This is a genomic window from Pseudacidovorax intermedius (genome assembly GCF_001476815.1).
Taxonomy (GTDB): domain Bacteria; phylum Pseudomonadota; class Gammaproteobacteria; order Burkholderiales; family Burkholderiaceae_C; genus Xenophilus; species Xenophilus intermedius_A.
In genome coordinates, this window is the sequence record NZ_LDSL01000073.1 from 41,478 (window position 1) to 57,296 (window position 15,819).

The window sequence follows — 15,819 nt, forward strand, 5'->3', positions numbered from 1 at the left end:
TCCCTTGGAAAGCCGTTTCTTCTCCATTAGCATCAGCGACACCCAGGAAGACACCGTTTTCATTGGGAAGACTGCATCCATCCAACGACAAGGACTCAATCATGGCAACTGCAAAGAAAGCGCCGGCGAAAGCCCCGGCGAAGAAGGCCGCGGCACCCGCCAAGAAGGCGGCACCGGCGAAGAAGGCGGCAGCCCCCGCCAAGAAGGCCGCGCCGGCCAAGAAGGCAGCCGCTGCCAAGCGCACGCCCAACGCCGCCTTCATGAAGGCCCTGACCCCCAGCCCCGCTCTGGCCGCCGTGGTCGGCAGCACGCCGCTGCCGCGCACCGCCGTGGTCAGCAAGCTGTGGGACTACATCAAGAAGAACAACCTGCAGGACAAGGACAACAAGCGCATGATCAACGCCGACGCCAAGCTGAAGGAAATCTTCGGCAAGTCGCAGGTGTCCATGTTCGAACTGGCGTCGCTGATCGGCGCGCACGTCAAGTAAGACGACGCGGCCTGCGGCCAACACACGAAGGGACGTGCGGTGCACGTCCCTTTTTCATTGCGCGGCGCGAACGCTGGGGAGATCCAGACCGGCGATCGCGCCCTTGCGCGTCATCGGCCGGCGTCGGCCGCAGGCCGGGCCATCGCGGCTTCCCGGATCGCGGCCAGCGTCGTGCGGGTGGTGATCACCTCCGGGTCCAGCGGGATCTCGATCAGCGTGCCGGTGGGCGCCGCGAGCGCGCGCAGCAGCGCGGCCTCGAAGTCCTCCGTGCGTTCCACGCGCTCGGCGGCGTAGCCGTAGGCCCGCGCCAGCGCACAGAAGTCCGGGTTGCCGAGCGCGGTGCCGCTGATGCGCGCCGGGTACTCGCGCTCCTGGTGCATGCGGATGGTGCCGAACATGCCGTTGTTGAGCAGCAGCACGATGCTGCGCCCGCCATGCTGCATGGCCGTGGCCAGTTCCTGGCCGTTCATCAGGAAGTCGCCGTCGCCGGCCACGGTGAAGGCCGTGCGGCCCGTCGCGATGCTGGCCGCGATGCCGGCCGGCACGCCGTAGCCCATGGCGCCGCTGGTGGGCGCGAGCTGCGTCTTGAAGCCCTTGGCCAGCCCATGGTGGCGGAAGAAGCGGTGCATCCAGCTGGCGAAGTTGCCGGCGCCGTTGGTCACCACCGCATCGGCCGGCAGATGCTTCTGCACCATACCGACGACGGCCGCCATGTCGACGGGGCCGGGCAGCGGCTGCGGCGCCAGGTTGGCTTCGTAGCCGGCATGCACCTGCTGCGCCCAGCCGGCCCAGGGCACTTCGGGCGGGGCCGTGAGCACTTCCAGCGCGCGGGCCGCGGCGTTCATGGTGGTGTTGAAGGCCAGGTCCGCCTGGTAGACGCGGTTCAGCTCTTCCGCACTGGCATGGAAGTGCACGAGCTTCTGCCGGCTGCGCGGCGCCTGCAGCAGGGTGTAGCCGCCGGTGGTCATCTCGCCCAGGCGCGGGCCAATGGCGATGACCAGGTCGCTCTCGCGCACATGGGCCGCGAGCCGCGGATTGATGGCGATGCCCACGTCGCCCGCGTAGAGCGGATGATGGTTGTCGAAGGTGTCCTGGAAGCGGAAGGCGTTGGCCACCGGCAGTTGCCAGTTCTCGGCGAAGCGTTGCAGCGCCTGCGCGGCCTGCGGCGTCCAGCCGCCGCCGCCCGCGATGACGATGGGCCGCTCGGCCGCCAGCAGCAGGGTGCGCAGGCTGCGCAGGCCGCCGGGGTCGGCCCAGGCCTGCGGCGGCTCGACGCGCGGCAGGGCTTGGGCGTCCGTGGCGGCACGCAGCATGTCTTCCGGCAGCACCAGCACCACCGGGCCTGGGCGGCCGCTCATGGCGGTGGCGAAGGCGCGGGCCAGGTACTCGGGCAGGCGGTCCGCATCGTCCACGCGTTCGACGCGCTTGGCGAAGCCCTTGGTGCTGGGGCCGAAGAAACTGCCGAAGTCCACCTCCTGGAAGGCTTCGCGGTCGCGGAAGTCGCTACCCACGTCGCCCACCAGCAGCACCATCGGCGTCGAGTCCTGGAAGGCGGTGTGCACGCCGATGGAGGCGTTGGTGGCGCCGGGGCCGCGCGTGACGAAGCACACGCCGGGCCGCCCGCTCAGCTTGCCGTGCGCCTCGGCCATGAAGGCCGCGCCGCCCTCCTGCCGGCAGGCCACGAAGCGGATCTGCGACACATGGTCGTGGAAGCCGTCGAGCGCGGCCAGGAAGCTTTCGCCCGGCACGCCGAACACGTGGGTGACGCCTTGGGCGACGAGGCACTCGACCAGCAGGTGGCCGGCAGGACGGGAAGCGGTCATGAGAAACGGGCGCGCACGCCGATAGCCACGGAAAGTTGGGCGATTATCGGGAGCAGCGGCGATGAGCGGCGACAATTAACCAATCAGTGAATTCAATGACCGACGAGACCGCCCTTCCCGAAACGCGCCAGCGCGATGCCGACCGCTCCCAGGCCGCGATCCTGCAGGCCGCGCGGGAGGAATTCGCCTCCCACGGCCTGGCCGGCGCGCGCATGGACCGGATCGCCGAACGGGCCGAGCTGAACAAGCGCCTCATCTACTACTACTTCGGCAGCAAGGACGACCTCTTCCTGGCCGTGCTGGAACGCGCCTACGCCGACATCCGCGAGGCCGAGCAGGCGCTGCACCTGGACGAGATCGAGCCGGTGGAGGCGATCCGCCAACTGGTGTCCTTCACCTGGCACTACTACCTGGCGCACCCGGAATTCATCACGCTGCTCAACAGCGAGAACCTGCACCGCGCGGAGCACCTGAAGCGCTCCGACGGCATCCAGCAGATGAATTCGCCGCTGGTCCAGCTGCTGGACGGCGTGCTGGAACGGGGCCGCCGCGACGGCGTCTTCCGCGCCGGCGTGGACCCGATCCAGCTCTACATCTCGATCGCGTCGCTGTGCTACTTCTACCTGTCGAACAGCCACACGCTGTCCGCCGTCTTCGGCCGTGACCTGCGCGCACCCAAGGCCATGGCGCAGCGGCTGTCGCACATGACCGAACTGGTGCTGGGCTACCTGCTGCACTGAACCGCACCGGCACGCCGGCGCCGCACCTGCCGGCGCCCGCGCCGGACGCCGGCGCGGCAGGCCCTCCTCCGGGATTCCACCGAGGCCGCTTCGCACCGCCTGCGTTGACGCGCGCCGCCCCTGCGCACAGAATCGCCTTCAATTCACCTATTGGTGAATAAAACAGGAGACATCGACATGCGCCTCTTCACCCGTGCGGCCACCGCCGCCGCTTTTGCCCTGTCGGCCATGGCCGCGCCCGCGCTGGCCGACACGGCCTATCCCAGCAAGCCGATCCGCGTGATCGTGCCCTTCGCGGCCGGCAGCACCACGGACATCATTGCCCGCGCCATCACCGACAAGATGAGCCAGAGCATGGGCCAGCAGCTGGTGATCGAGAACCGCGGCGGCGCCAGCGGCACCATCGGCCAGGCGGCCGTGGCCTCGGCCGCGCCGGACGGCTACACGGTGATGATCCATTCGTCCTCGCACACCGTCAGCCCCTCGACCTTCGCCAAGCTGCCCTTCGACACAGTGCGCGACTTTGCGGGCGTGACGCCGATTTCCTCGCTGTCGAACGCGCTGGTGGTGTCGCCGCAGAAGGGCTACCGCACGCTCAAGGACCTGCTGGCGGCGGCGCGGGCACAGCCCGGCAAGCTGAACTTCGCGTCGGCGGGCCAGGGCAGCGCCACGCATCTGAATGCCGAGAAGTTCAAGCTGGCGGCCCGCATCGATGCGACCAACATCCCCTTCAAAGGCTCGGCCGAGGCCGTGACCGAGGTGCTGGCCGGCCGCGTGGACTACTACTTCTCGCCCATCGCGCCGGTGATCGGCCAGATCCGCGAAGGCCAGCTGCTGGCCCTGGCCGTCGGCTCGCCGCAGCGCGCGAGCGCCCTGCCCGACGTGCCGACCACGGCCGAAGCGGGCGTGCCCGGCTCCGAATTCAACTTCTGGATCGGCATGATGGCCCCGGCGAAGACGCCGCGCCCGGTCATCGAGCGGCTGCATGCCGAGGTGCTCAAGGCCCTGGCCACGACCGAGGTGAAGGAGCGTTTCGCCAAGCTGGGCGCCGATGCGTGGACGCTCAAGCCCGAGCAGTTCGACGCCTACATCAAGGACGAGATCGTCAGCAACGCGGCGGTGGTCAAGGCCGCCGGCCTGTCCGCGCAGCAGTGACCCGGCGCGCCTCCCCGCCTTCCTATTTCCCGAACTGAGAGAAGCCTCCCTCCATGGCCACACAACGACTCGGACTGATCATGCACGGCGTCACCGGACGCATGGGCATGAACCAGCACCTGATCCGCTCCATCTGCGCGATCCGCGCCCAAGGCGGCGTGCCGCTCGCCAACGGCGACCGGGTGATGCCCGACCCCATCCTCATCGGCCGCAATGCCGACAAGATCGCGGCCCTGGCGCGCGCCCACGGCATCGAGCGCTGGGGCACCGACCTGGACGCGGCGCTGGCCAATCCAGAAGACACCGTCTTCTTCGACGCCGGCACCACGCAGATGCGCCCGCAGCTGCTGGCCAAGGCCATCCGCGCCGGTAAGCACGTGTACTGCGAGAAGCCCATCGCCACCAACCTCAACGAGGCGGTGGAGATCGCGCGCCTGGCCGACGAGGCCGGGCGCACCCAGGGCATCAAGCACGGTGCCGTGCAGGACAAGCTCTTCCTGCCCGGCCTGCGCAAGCTGGACATGCTGCGCCGCGCCGGCTTCTTCGGCCGCATGCTGTCGGTGCGGCTGGAGTTCGGCTACTGGGTGTTCGAAGGCGACCTGCAGCCCATCCAGCGCCCCAGCTGGAACTACCGCAAGGAAGACGGCGGCGGGATGATCCTGGACATGATGTGCCACTGGCGCTACGTGCTCGACAACCTGTTCGGCGAGGTGAAGTCGGTCAGCTGCCTGGGCACCACGCACATCCCCAAACGCTGGGACGAGGCCGGCAAGCCCTACGAGGCCACGGCCGACGACGCGGCCTACGCCACCTGCGAACTCACCGGCCACAACGGCGAGCCGGTGATCGCGCAGATCAACATGAGCTGGGTGACGCGCGTGCGCCGCGACGACCTGGTGACCTTCCACGTCGACGGCACTGAGGGCTCGGCCGTCGCCGGCCTGCAGAGCTGCCGCGCCCAGTCGCGCGTGGCCACGCCGCGGCCGGTGTGGAACCCCGACATCCAGCAGACGATGAACTTCTTCGACCAGTGGCAGGAGATTCCGGACGTCGAGACCTATGACAACGGCTTCAAGATCCAGTGGGAACACTTCATCCGCCACGTGGTGGAAGACGCACCCTACAAGTGGACGCTGCCCGAGGGCGCCAAGGGCGTGCAGCTGGTGGAGGCCGCGCTGGACTCCTGGAAGGAGCGGCGCTGGATCGACGTGCCGCCGCTCGAGGTCTGATGGCCGCGCCGACAAGGAACACGCCATGGCCCTGACCCTCCGCCTGCCCGACGCCGACGGCCGCCTGGCCCCCTACACGCTCAGCGGCGCCACGCCGATGCAGCCGAAGCCGGGCGCGCGCTTCGACCGCATCGCCTACTCGGCCGCCCACGTGGTGGCCGACCCGCTGGCCGCCATCGACCCCTGGCTGCAATGCGCCGTCGACTGGGATGCCACCCTGGCCTACCGCCGCCACCTGTGGTCCCTGGGCCTGGGCGTGGCCGAGGCCATGGACACCGCCCAGCGCGGCATGGGCCTGGACTGGCCCACCTCGCTGGAACTCATCCGCCGCTCCATCGACGCGTCACGCGACGTGCCGGGCGCCTTCCTCGCCTCGGGCTGCGGCACCGACCACCTGGACCTGGCCGAGGTGCGCAGCGTGGACGACGTGATCCGCGGCTACGAGACGCAGATGGCCGCCATCGAGGCCCTGGGCGGCAAGCTGATCGTGATGGCCAGCCGCGCCCTGGCCCGCGTGGCGACAAGCCCGGCCGACTACGAGCGCGTGTACGACCGGGTGCTGAGCCAGGCGAAGCAACCGGTCGTGCTGCACTGGCTGGGCGACATGTTCGACCCGGCGCTGGCCGGCTACTGGGGCACCACCGACGTGGACGCCGCCATGGACACGGCCCTGGGCATCATCGCCGCGCATCCGCACAAGGTGGACGGCATCAAGATCTCGCTGCTCGACAAGGACAAGGAGATCGCCATGCGCCGCCGCCTGCCTGCGGGCGTGCGCATGTACACCGGCGACGACTTCAACTATGCCGAGCTGATCGCCGGCGACGGCGCGGGCACCGAGCCCACGCATGGCAAGAGCGATGCGCTGCTGGGCATCTTCGACGCCATCGCGCCCGCGGCGAGTGCGGCGCTGGCGGCGCTGGCGCAGGGCGACACGGCGCGCTTCCACGAGATCCTGACGCCGACGGTGCCGCTGTCGCGCCACATCTTCCGGGCGCCCACGCGCTTCTACAAGACGGGCGTGGTCTTCATGGCCTGGCTCAACGGCCACCAGCCGCACTTCACCATGGTGGGCGGCCAGCAGAGCACGCGCTCGCTGCCGCACCTGGCCGAGCTGTTCCGCCTGGCCGACGCCGCGCACCTGCTGACCGATCCGGAACTGGCGGTGCGGCGCATGCGGGCGCTGCTGGCCACGCACGGGGTGGAGGGCTGATGCGCGACCTGTCGCAGGACAGCCGCTGGCTGTCGATCAACACCGCCACCGTCCGCCGCCAGCGCGGCGCGGAGGTGCCGCTGGCGCGCATCATCGACCAGTGCGCCGAGCACGGCATCCGCGCCATCAGCCCCTGGCGCGACCAGGTGGCCGCCGCCGGCCTGGACGCGGTGGCGCGCCAGCTGCGCGCGCTGGACATGCAGCTGTCCGGCTACTGCCGCGGCGGCTTCTACCCCGCCGCCGATGCGGCCGGCCTGCGCGCCGCGCTGGACGACAACCGCCGCGCCATCGACGAGGCCAAGGCGCTGGATGCACCCTGCCTGGTGCTGGTGGTCGGTGCGCTGCCCGGCGCATTGGAGGGCAAGCCGGCCTACAAGAGCATAGCCCGCGCCCGCGGCGAGGTGCGCGACGGCATCGCCGCCTCGCTGGAGTACGCCCGCAGCGTGGGCATGCCACTGGCCATCGAACCGCTGCATCCCATGCAGGCCGCCGACCGCGCCTGCATCAACACGCTGGAACATGCGCTGGACCTGTGCGACGAACTCGACCCGGACCGCACCAGCATGCTGGGCGTGGCCCTCGACGCCTACCACTGCTGGTGGGATCCGAAGCTGGAGGCCCAGACCGCCCGCGCCGGCCGCGACCGGCTGCTGGCCTACCACGTGTGCGACTGGCTCACGCCCACGCGCGACCTGCTCAGCGACCGCGGCATGATGGGCGACGGCGTGATCGAGCTGCGGCAGCTGCGCGGCTGGGTGGAGGCCGCGGGCTATGCGGGCCACTGCGAGGTGGAGATCTTCTCCACGCTGGACTGGTGGCAGCGCGACGGCGACGAAACGCTGCGCATCTGCATCGAGCGGCACCGCAGCGTGGTGTGAGGGGGCGCGCCGTTCCGCCCTTCGACAGGCTCAGGGCGAACGGATTCGGGGTCCGGCGCCTTGCCATGCGCAAGCCACGGCGCCCTGCCACGATCAAGCCAAAGTGATTTGGCCTCCTCAGGCCACGCGCAGGGCGAGCGGATTGGAAGCCGCGTTACCCTCGTCCTCCGTGCCCTCCCTTTCCCTCCCCGATCCGGCCCGCCGCGGCCGCCACGCCATCGGCTGCATGCTCGGCGCCATGGCCTGCTTCGTCGTCAACGACGCCCTCAGCAAGTTCGTCAGCCAGGGCATGCCGGCCGGGCAACTCATCTTCCTGCGCGGGCTCATGGCCTCGCTGCTGGTGCTGGCCGTGGCCGTCGCGCTCGGCGCGCACCGGCGCCTGGGCAGCATGGGCCATCCGCGCGTGCTGCTGCGCGCCGGGGTGGATGCCTGCGCGACCGTGCTGTACCTGCTGTCGCTGTTCCGCCTGCCGCTGGGCAATGCAACGGCCATCAACCTGACGGCGCCGCTCTTCATGACGGTGTTCGCGGCGATCTTCCTGCGCGAGCGGCCCGGCGCCGCGCGCGGCTGGGCCGTGGCCATCGGCTTCGTCGGCGTGCTGCTGGTGGTGCAGCCGCGCGGCGACGGCTTCAATGCCTGGGCGCTGCTGTGCCTGGCGGCCACGCTGTTCCACGCCACGCGCGACCTGCTCACGCGCGGCCTGGACCCGGCCATTCCCTCCATCGTGGTCACGCTCTCCACGGCGCTCGCCGTCACGCTGCTGTCGGGCGCGCTGTCGGTGGTGGAGGGCTGGCAGCCAGCGACGGCCGGGCAACTCGGCCTGCTGGCCCTGTCCTCCGCCTTCCTGGCGACCGCCTATTTCCTGCTCATCCAGTGCATGCGCCAGGGCGAGGTGTCGCTCACGGCGCCCTTCCGCTATTCGGCCCTGCTGTTCGCGGTCGGGCTGGGCTACGCGGTGTGGGGCGACGTGCCCAATGCCTGGGCCTGCGCCGGCATCGCGCTCTTGGTGGGCTCGGGCCTGCAGGTGCTGCGCAGCGAACGCAACCGCCAGCCGCTGCGCACGCTGGAGGCGCAGGCGGAATGAAGGCGACAGCAAGGGTCTTGCGCCGCTCCTAGAATCCCGCCCGCGGCCGCCTCCGGGTGGCCGCCAAGCGTTCTCAGGGCAGGGTGCAATTCCCTACCGGCGGTCATGGTGGAAGGCGACTTCCGCACGAGCCCGCGAGCGCCCGCCGCCGCAGCCTTCGGACCGCGGTGGCGGGGTCAGCAGATTTCGGTGCGATTCCGAAGCCGACGGTCACAGTCCGGATGAAAGAGAGCGCGAGATGCGGCCAGGCTCCTGGCCGCGCGCGGCGTCATGCCGTGCGCGGCCGGCGGGCCGGGCGCGGCTTTTCGTGCGTTTTTTCGAAGCCCTGATTCAGGCCCACCCTTTGTTCAAAAAGGCAACACCATGAGTCAGCTCAACGACCTTCCCCTCCAGATCCTGCCCGCCCTGGGCGACCGGCGCATCGCGCTGGTCGAGGCCCAGTGGCATGCGGACATCGTCCACCAGGCGCGCGACGCCTTCCTCGCCGAGATGGAACGCCTGGGCGTGCCCGCCTCGCAGATCGACATCTTCGACGTGCCCGGCGCCTTCGAGATCCCGCTGCATGCCAAGCGCCTGGCCCGCAGCGGCCGCTATGCCGCCGTGGTGTGCTGCGCGCTGGTGGTCGACGGCGGCATCTACCGCCACGAGTTCGTGGCCAGCACCGTGGTCGAGTCGCTGATGCAGGTGCAGCTGGAGACCGAGGTGCCGATGATCTCGGCCGTGCTCACGCCGCACCACTTCCACGAGCACATCGAGCACCGCAAGTACTTCCATCGCCATTTCGCGGTGAAGGGCGCCGAGGCGGCCGAGGCCTGCGTCAAGACCATCGCGGGACTGTCGCGGCTGGACGCGCTGCTCGCCGCCTGAGCAGGTCGCCGCATCGAGAGCCGGCCTCGGCGATGGGCCGGTCCCGCCGGCGATTCAGCGATCCGCCAGCGCCAGCACGGCGGCCCACTCGGCCGGCGTGACCGGCGTGATCGACAGCCGGTTGCCCTTGCGCAGCAGCAGCATGTCGGTCAGCGCCGGTTCGTTGCGCAGTTCGGGCAGGCCGATGAGCCGCGTCTTGCGCAGGGCCTGCACGTCCAGCAGCAACCAGCGCGGCGCATCCGGTGGCGAGGCCGGATCGTGGTACGGCGAGGCCGCATCGAACTGCGTCGGATCGGGCCGCACGCCCGAGGCCACGCGGGCGATGCCGGCCACACCCGGCTGCGGACAGCTGGAGTGGTAGAAGAGCACGCCATCGCCCACCTGCATCGCGTCGCGCATGAAGTTGCGCGCCTGGTAGTTGCGCACGCCCGTCCAGGGCACGGTCTGCGCGGGCGCGGCCAGGGCATCGTCGATGGCGCACTCGTCGGGCTCCGACTTCATCAACCAGTAGCGGGAACTCATCGGCGCATTGTCCAGGCTGATCGCGAGGCCGGGGCGGGCCTCGGCCTCATGCCGGGCAGCCGGCGGCCGGGCGGCGCGTGAGGCGGATGCCGTCGGGCAGGCCCGGGATGCCGCGCCGCACGAGCAACTGGCCGTCGCTCCAGATCAGCCAGGGCCGCAGCCGCCCCACGGCCGGCGGCGGCAGGTTGGCGCCCTCGATGCGGCCGCGCCATTGCGCCGCGACCGCGTCGCCGCGCCCCAGGGTGGCGCGGTAGTCGCGCATCGATTGCCGGAAGGCCAGTTGCAGGCCGCCCGGCGCGCACCAGGCGCCATCGACCGGCGCCGGCACGCGCCAGAGGTAGAGGCGCTGCGACCGCAGGCGGCCGAGGCTGCGGTCGGGCAGTTCCACCGTCTGCGTCTGCTCCGGCGGCCAGCCGGGCAGGCCGTCGATGTCGGAAATCACCCGCGTGCCCGGCGCCAGGCGCAGCAAGGCCGGGCGCAACTGCTCCTGCGACTCGGCCGGCAGGTGCATGACGACCACGCTGGCGCCGGTGAGCCGGGTGCGCAGGATGTCTTCCTCGCGGAACTCCACCCTGTCGGCCACCCGCGCCTCGGCCGCGCGCCGCCGGGCGCGGTTCAGCAGCTCGGGCTCGGTCTCCACACCCGTGGCCCGGGCGCCGGCCAGCGCCGCCGCCACCGGCACGCGGCCTTCGGCGGTGCCCAGGTCGAGCAGGTGGTCGTCACTGCGCAGGGCGGCCAGCCGCACCATGGCCTGCGCCAGCCGCTCGGCGGCGACCAGGGCCTCCGCTTCGCCGCGCGGCGCCGCCGGCTGCGCCCCGGCCGCGCCGGCCCCGAGCAGCAGCAACGACAAAGGCAGGTGGCGGCGCATCCGGCAAGTATGGTGGGAATAATTCCCGCATGCCAAGCACCGACACCACGATCTACCACAACCCCGCCTGCGGCACCTCCCGCAACACGCTGGCCCTGCTGCGCGAGCGCGGCATCGAGCCCACCGTCATCCAGTACCTGAAGACGCCCCCCGACCGCGCGACGCTGCAGCGCCTGTGCACGGACAGCGGCATCGGCGTGCGCGGCGTGCTGCGCGAGAAGGAGGCACTGGCCACCGAACTCGGCCTGCTCGATCCCGCTTGCAGCGACGCGGAACTGCTCGACGCCATGCTGGCCCATCCGGTGCTCATCAACCGACCGCTGGTGGTCACGCCCAAGGGCACGCGGCTGTGCCGGCCGAATGAGGTGGTGCTGGAGATCCTCTGAGCCCCGCCGGACGGGCCCGCCCGGCGACGGCCGCAGCCGGCGGGCACGGCGCCCGGCGTCGCATCGCGTCGCACGCGGCCATGGGCAGGCCGCGGCGTTCAGGCCGAAGCCGAGGCCGGCGTCAGCAGTTCGCGCCGCGCCCGGCGCACGTTGAAGGCACTGGCGATCAGCACCGCCTGCACCACGGCCAGGCCGAGGATGACGCTGGCGTACTGGCCGGCATCCATCAGGCGGCCGAAGATCAGCGGCGCCACCGCCTGGCCGATGTCCAGGCCCGCATACACCACGCCATAGACCCGCCCGCTGGCATTGGCCGGCGTGGAGCGCTTGACGATCAGGTCGCGCGACGGCCCGGCGATGCCCGAGGCGAAGCCCATGGCGCCGAACAGCACCGGCACCACCGCCGGCGGAAAGCTCGCCAGGCCGAGCACCAGCGCCAGCACGGCGGCGATGCCGAAGCCGGCGCCCACGATGCGTTCGCAGCGCGCCGGGTCCGAGGCCAGGAAGCCGCCCAGCACCATGCCCACCGAACTGGCCACCATGTAGACCGTCACGCAGATCGCGACCAGCGCCACCGGCACCTCGTGCAGCCGGCCGGCGGCCTGCGGCGCGAAGGTCTGCACCACGCTGATGACCATGGCGTAGAAAAAGAAGAAGCCGAAGCACATCCACACCGCCGGGATGCGCAGGAAGGCGAAGGCACCTTCGCTGCCCGGGCCCTGGCCGGTGGCCTTCTGCACCGCCTTCACGTCCAGCGCCAGCGCGGCGCGGCCGAACCACAGCACCACCAGCACCACGAGCGCCAGCGCGCCCGCGCTGGCCAGCGCCACGCGCCAGGAGAAGGCGATGGCCAGCGGCACCACGAAGGCCGGCGCCAGCGCCCAGCCCAGGCTGCCGGTGATGCCGTGCACGCTGTAGGCATGGCCCAGGCGCGTGGGCGCCACCTTGCGGTTGAACAGGGTGTAGTCCACCGGATGGAACACGCCGTTGCCCACGCCCGCCACGACGGCGCTCGCCACCAGGCCCCAGTAGTTGGACGCCATCGCATAGCCGAAGGCCGCCAGCCCCAGGCAGCCCAGGCCCACGAACAGCACCGGCCGCGGCCCCAGCTTGTCGACGATGAAGCCCGAGCCCGCCTGCACCGCGCAGGAGGTGACGAAGAACACGGTCAGCACCGCGCCCAGCTCGGTGTAGCTGACGCCGAAGGCATCCTTCAGCCAGGGAAAGAGCGGCGGCAGGATCAGTTGGCTGAAATGGCTGATGGCATGCGCCAGGCCCACCAGGCCGATGAGCGTGGCGTCGGAACGCAGGGACGAGGAAGCGCCCGGGGGCGAGGAAGAAGCAGTGGTCATGGCAGCGGCGCCACGCGCCCGAAGGCGCGGCAGGCGGGGTGTCTTGTCGTTGGAGGAATCCGCCGCGCCGCCCGACCCGGGCTGCGCAACGCCCCGCCATCGTAGGCGCCGGAAAACGGCAGAATGCCGACAGCCTGCCAACCTCTGTCGAGAACATGCCAGACCTTGCCCCGCCTGCCGACCCGTCCCCGGCTGCCGACCCCGCCACGCCTGGACGGCGTGCGCCCGCCACGCGCCGGCCGCCGCACGCCCCGGTGCCGGCCCTGGCCGCGCTGGCCCACAGCGTGGGGCCGCTCACGCCGCACCTCTATGCGCCCGACGCCGTGCGGCCGCTGCGGGCCAAGGAGCATTTCCTCTCGGCCGACACGCAGGTCGAGCCCCACACCCATCCGTGGCCGCAGCTGACCTTCTCCACCCGCGGCGTGATCCGCCTGTCCACCCGCGACGGCAGCTACATCATTCCGCCCTCGCGCGCGCTCTGGGTGCCGGCGGACGTGCCGCACAGCATCACGCTGGTGGAAGACGCCGAGCTGCGCACCGTCTACCTGCACCGCTGGCTGGGCCCCGACTGGGCGCGCTGCGAGGTGCTGGAGATCAGCCCGCTGCTGCGCGCGCTGATGCTGGCGCTGGACACCACGCCCGACGGCCTGCCGCCCGCCGACCCCGCCTCGCCGCAGCGCGAGCGCTGGATCGCGCCGCTGCTGGTGGACGAACTGGAGCGCGCGCAGCAGATCCGCATCGACGTGCCGCTGCCGCAGGACAAGCGCCTGCGCCAGCTGTGCGAGGCCGTTCTGCGCGCCCCCGACGACCGCGCCACCCTGGCCGAGCGCGCCCGCGGCATCGGCGCCAGCGAGCGCACCGTGGCACGCCTGTTCCGCGACCAGCTGGGCATGAGCTGGCAGGCCTGGCGCCAGCAGGCGGTGCTGGCCCATGCACTGCCGCTGCTGGCCCGTGGCATGGCCGTGAGCCAGGTGGCCACCGCCTGCGGCTACGCCACCGACAGCGCCTTTTGCGCCATGTTCAAGCAGGCCACGGGGAAGTCGCCGACGGCCTTCCAGCATCGGCGGCGCTGACCTCCGCGAAGGCCTCGATCAGGTATTCGACGCAGACCCGCACCTTGGCCGAGCTGGCCAGGCGCTCGGGGTAGACGGCCCACACGTTGGCCTCCTGCCGCCAGTCGGGCAGCACCGGCACCAGCCGGCCGTCGGCCAGCAGCGGTGCCACGTCCCACAGCGAGCGCAGCACCACGCCGTGGCCGTCCACGGCCCACTGCACCGCCACCTCGCCATGGTTGGACGACAGCGGGCCGGTGACCTTCACCGCCTCTTCCTGCGCGCCGGCGCGCAGCCGCCACACGCCGAAGGGATGGTCGCGCTCCTTGATGACCAGGCAGTCGTGGCTGGCCAGGTCCTGCAGCGTGCGCGGCGCCTCGCGGCGCGCCAGGTAGGCGGGCGCGGCGCACAGCACGCGGTGGTTGGCCGCCAGCCGCCGGGCGATGAGGTGCGGCGCGATCTCGTCGCCGACCCGCACGTCCACGTCGTAGCCCTCGGCCGCCACGTCCACCAGCCGGTCCAGCACCTCCAGCCGCACCTGCAGGCCGGGATGGCGGCGCGCCATGGCCGACAGCATGGGCGCCACCACGCGGCGGCCGAAGCCGAAGCTGCTGCTGATGCGCAGCAGCCCGCGCGGCTCGCCGCGGGTGACGGCCACTTCCTGCATGAGCTGCTCCACGTCGTCGAGCACGCGCTGCGCCCAGTGGAAGACGCGCTCGCCCTGGTCGGTCACGCTCACGCGGCGCGTCGTGCGGTGCAGCAGGCGCACGCCCAGCGTCTCCTCCAGCACGCGGATGCGCTTGCTGACGTAGGCGGTGGACACGCCCAGGTGCTCCGCTGCGGCGGCGAAGCTGGACTGGCGGGCCACGATGAGGAAGACGCGCAGGTCGTCGTTGGCGGGGATATTGCTCACGCTTCGTGGCCAATGTCTTCACGGAAGCGGGATTGTATGAACGGCGTGCGCAACGAGAATGCAGCCCATCCTGTTCTTTCGCTTATCCGGAGACCGCCCATGTCCGCAGCCAGCCCCAACCGCCCCTTCCGCATCGCCGTCCTGCCCGGCGATGGCATCGGCAAGGAAGTCATGCCCGAGGGCCTGCGCGCCCTGGACGCCGCGACCAAGCGCTTCGGCATCGCCATCGAATACCGCCACTTCGAGTGGGCCAGCTGCGATTACTACGCCGCCCACGGCAAGATGATGCCGGACGACTGGAAGGCCCAGCTGCAGGGCATGGACGCCCTGTTCTTCGGCGCCGTGGGCTGGCCGGCCACCGTGCCGGACCATGTGTCGCTGTGGGGCTCGCTGCTGAAGTTCCGCCGCGAGTTCGACCAGTACGTCAACCTGCGCCCGGTGCGCCTGTTCGAGGGCGTGCCCTGCCCGCTGGCCGGCCGCAAGCCGGGCGACATCGACTACTTCGTGGTGCGCGAGAACACCGAAGGCGAGTACACCTCGCTGGGCGGCGTGATGTACGAGGGCACGGAGCGCGAGATGGTGATCCAGGAATCGGTGTACTCCCGCGTCGGCGCGCAGCGGCTGCTGAAGTTCGCCTTCGAGCTGGCGCAGTCGCGGCCGCGCAAGCACGTCACGCTGGCCACCAAGAGCAACGGCATCGCCATCAGCATGCCCTGGTGGGACAGGCAGGCCGACGAGGTCAAGAAGGCCTACCCGGACGTGGCGCTGGACAAGCAGCACATCGACATCCTGTCCGCGCGCTTCGTGCTGCAGCCGGGCCGCTTCGACGTGGTGGCAGCCACCAACCTGTTCGGCGACATCCTGTCCGACCTGGGCCCGGCCACCACCGGCACCATCGGCCTGGCGCCCTCGGGCAACCTGAACCCGGACCGCACCTTCCCCTCGCTGTTCGAGCCGGTGCACGGCTCGGCGCCGGACATCTATGGCCAGAACATCGCCAACCCCATCGCCATGATCTGGTCGGGTGCGATGATGCTGGACTTCCTCGGCCGCGGCGAAGGCGCCTGCCGCCAGGCGCACGACGCCATCCTGGCCGCCATCGAGGCGGTGCTGCGCGACGGCCCGCGCACGCCGGACCTGGGTGGCAAGGCGAGCACAACGGAGCTGGGCGAGGCGGTCGCGCGGAACATCGCCAGCTGATGCACGAGCCCCTCTCCCCTCGCGGGAGAGGGGTTGGGGAGAGGGGGGG

The 15,819-nt window shown here is 71.1% G+C and carries 15 protein-coding genes, 1 pseudogene and 1 riboswitch; of the genes and pseudogenes, 11 read left to right on the forward strand and 5 right to left on the reverse strand.

Annotated features, from left to right (window positions below; genetic code table 11):
* Window positions 1–101 precede the first annotated feature (101 nt).
* Window positions 102–488, forward strand: a complete 387-nt coding sequence (locus tag NS331_RS12850) for an SWIB/MDM2 domain-containing protein (RefSeq protein WP_058642379.1) — start codon at window positions 102–104, stop codon at window positions 486–488.
* A gap of 110 nt (window positions 489–598) precedes the next feature.
* Here the strand turns inward: NS331_RS12850 and NS331_RS12855 are convergent, their stop codons facing one another.
* Window positions 599–2,311, reverse strand: a complete 1,713-nt coding sequence (locus tag NS331_RS12855) for a thiamine pyrophosphate-binding protein (RefSeq protein WP_058642380.1) — start codon at window positions 2,309–2,311, stop codon at window positions 599–601.
* A gap of 95 nt (window positions 2,312–2,406) precedes the next feature.
* Between NS331_RS12855 and NS331_RS12860 the strand changes: the two genes are divergently transcribed.
* The 7 genes from NS331_RS12860 to NS331_RS12890 all read left to right on the forward strand — a co-directional run bounded on the left by NS331_RS12860 (window position 2,407) and on the right by NS331_RS12890 (window position 9,477).
* The gene (locus NS331_RS12860) at window positions 2,407–3,051 is read left to right on the forward strand and encodes a TetR/AcrR family transcriptional regulator (RefSeq protein ID WP_058642381.1); all 645 of its coding nucleotides are present in this window, start codon (window positions 2,407–2,409) and stop codon (window positions 3,049–3,051) included.
* A 177-nt stretch (window positions 3,052–3,228) separates the two neighbouring features.
* Window positions 3,229–4,206, forward strand: a complete 978-nt coding sequence (locus NS331_RS12865; RefSeq protein ID WP_082702439.1) for a tripartite tricarboxylate transporter substrate binding protein — start codon at window positions 3,229–3,231, stop codon at window positions 4,204–4,206.
* Between the two features lie 53 nt (window positions 4,207–4,259).
* Window positions 4,260–5,435, forward strand: a complete 1,176-nt coding sequence (locus tag NS331_RS12870; RefSeq protein ID WP_058642382.1) for a Gfo/Idh/MocA family protein — start codon at window positions 4,260–4,262, stop codon at window positions 5,433–5,435.
* Window positions 5,436–5,460: 25 nt separating this feature from the next.
* On the forward strand, window positions 5,461–6,648 hold the full coding sequence (locus NS331_RS12875) for a dihydrodipicolinate synthase family protein (protein WP_058642383.1): 1,188 nt from the start codon (window positions 5,461–5,463) through the stop codon (window positions 6,646–6,648).
* Window positions 6,648–7,526: a sugar phosphate isomerase/epimerase family protein gene (locus NS331_RS12880; protein ID WP_058642384.1), complete on the forward strand. Its 879-nt coding sequence runs from the start codon at window positions 6,648–6,650 to the stop codon at window positions 7,524–7,526. The genes NS331_RS12875 and NS331_RS12880 overlap by 1 nt, the downstream gene beginning before the upstream one ends.
* A 169-nt stretch (window positions 7,527–7,695) precedes the next feature.
* Complete coding sequence (locus NS331_RS12885) at window positions 7,696–8,610, forward strand: DMT family transporter (RefSeq protein WP_193758099.1); 915 nt, start codon at window positions 7,696–7,698, stop codon at window positions 8,608–8,610.
* Between the two features lie 65 nt (window positions 8,611–8,675).
* Window positions 8,676–8,847: riboswitch (FMN riboswitch) on the forward strand.
* 126 nt (window positions 8,848–8,973) lie between these two features.
* Window positions 8,974–9,477, forward strand: coding sequence for a 6,7-dimethyl-8-ribityllumazine synthase (locus tag NS331_RS12890; protein ID WP_058642386.1), 504 nt, complete (start codon window positions 8,974–8,976; stop codon window positions 9,475–9,477).
* 54 nt (window positions 9,478–9,531) lie between these two features.
* On the opposite strand, the gene NS331_RS12895 is transcribed toward NS331_RS12890, so the two are convergent.
* Window positions 9,532–9,999 (reverse strand): EVE domain-containing protein, encoded by a 468-nt coding sequence (locus NS331_RS12895; protein ID WP_058642387.1) that lies wholly within the window; start codon window positions 9,997–9,999, stop codon window positions 9,532–9,534.
* Window positions 10,000–10,045: 46 nt separating this feature from the next.
* Window positions 10,046–10,867, reverse strand: a complete 822-nt coding sequence (locus NS331_RS12900; RefSeq protein ID WP_058642388.1) for a methyltransferase domain-containing protein — start codon at window positions 10,865–10,867, stop codon at window positions 10,046–10,048.
* A gap of 29 nt (window positions 10,868–10,896) precedes the next feature.
* On the opposite strand from NS331_RS12900, the pseudogene arsC reads away from it, so the two are divergent.
* Window positions 10,897–11,250 (forward strand): annotated as a pseudogene (gene arsC / locus NS331_RS12905) (arsenate reductase (glutaredoxin)); the annotation flags it as partial.
* 101 nt (window positions 11,251–11,351) lie between these two features.
* Here the strand turns inward: arsC and NS331_RS12910 are convergent.
* Entirely contained in the window at window positions 11,352–12,605 is a 1,254-nt protein-coding gene (locus NS331_RS12910) for an MFS transporter (protein ID WP_058642390.1), read from the reverse strand.
* Window positions 12,606–12,760: 155 nt separating this feature from the next.
* Here NS331_RS12910 and NS331_RS12915 point away from each other — a divergent pair, with 155 nt between their 5' ends.
* A complete protein-coding gene (locus NS331_RS12915; protein WP_153012839.1) occupies window positions 12,761–13,678 on the forward strand; it encodes an AraC family transcriptional regulator in 918 nt (305 codons plus the stop codon).
* On the opposite strand, the gene NS331_RS12920 is transcribed toward NS331_RS12915, so the two are convergent.
* The gene (locus NS331_RS12920; RefSeq protein WP_058642392.1) at window positions 13,626–14,570 is read right to left on the reverse strand and encodes a LysR family transcriptional regulator; all 945 of its coding nucleotides are present in this window, start codon (window positions 14,568–14,570) and stop codon (window positions 13,626–13,628) included. The genes NS331_RS12915 and NS331_RS12920 overlap by 53 nt on opposite strands.
* A gap of 99 nt (window positions 14,571–14,669) precedes the next feature.
* Here NS331_RS12920 and NS331_RS12925 point away from each other — a divergent pair, with 99 nt between their 5' ends.
* A complete protein-coding gene (locus tag NS331_RS12925; RefSeq protein ID WP_058642393.1) occupies window positions 14,670–15,770 on the forward strand; it encodes a tartrate dehydrogenase in 1,101 nt (366 codons plus the stop codon).
* Window positions 15,771–15,819 lie beyond the last annotated feature (49 nt).